This window comes from Bradyrhizobium cosmicum (genome assembly GCF_032290525.1).
GTDB classification, from domain to species: Bacteria; Pseudomonadota; Alphaproteobacteria; order Rhizobiales; family Xanthobacteraceae; genus Bradyrhizobium; species Bradyrhizobium cosmicum_A.
On record NZ_JASXTA010000641.1, the window covers coordinates 1 to 232 of the forward strand.

A 232-nucleotide genomic window follows, 5' to 3' on the forward strand; every position below is an offset into this window, starting at 1 on the left:
GGATAAGGGTCTGCAGGAGTCTCCGGTCCGGGTAATGAGCTTCAACGTCAGGGGGTCGTTCCACGACGTGCGTAAGAGGAACGCCTGGCGCAACCGAGCTGGGCTCAACATCGCTACCATAGAGCGTTACGCGCCGGATGTGATCGGGCTTCAGGAGGCCCAGCGGGGCAACCTCGGCGCGTACCGCAAGCACCTGCCACACTACGCCCACATCCGCGGTCCGAGATACGGC

1 protein-coding gene is annotated in these 232 nt (G+C 63.8%); it reads left to right on the forward strand.

The annotated features are described in order from the left end of the window. Positions 1-34: 34 nt before the first annotated feature. A partial coding sequence (locus tag QSV46_RS41195) for an endonuclease/exonuclease/phosphatase family protein (protein ID WP_314964565.1) occupies positions 35-232 on the forward strand: 198 nt, incomplete at its 3' end.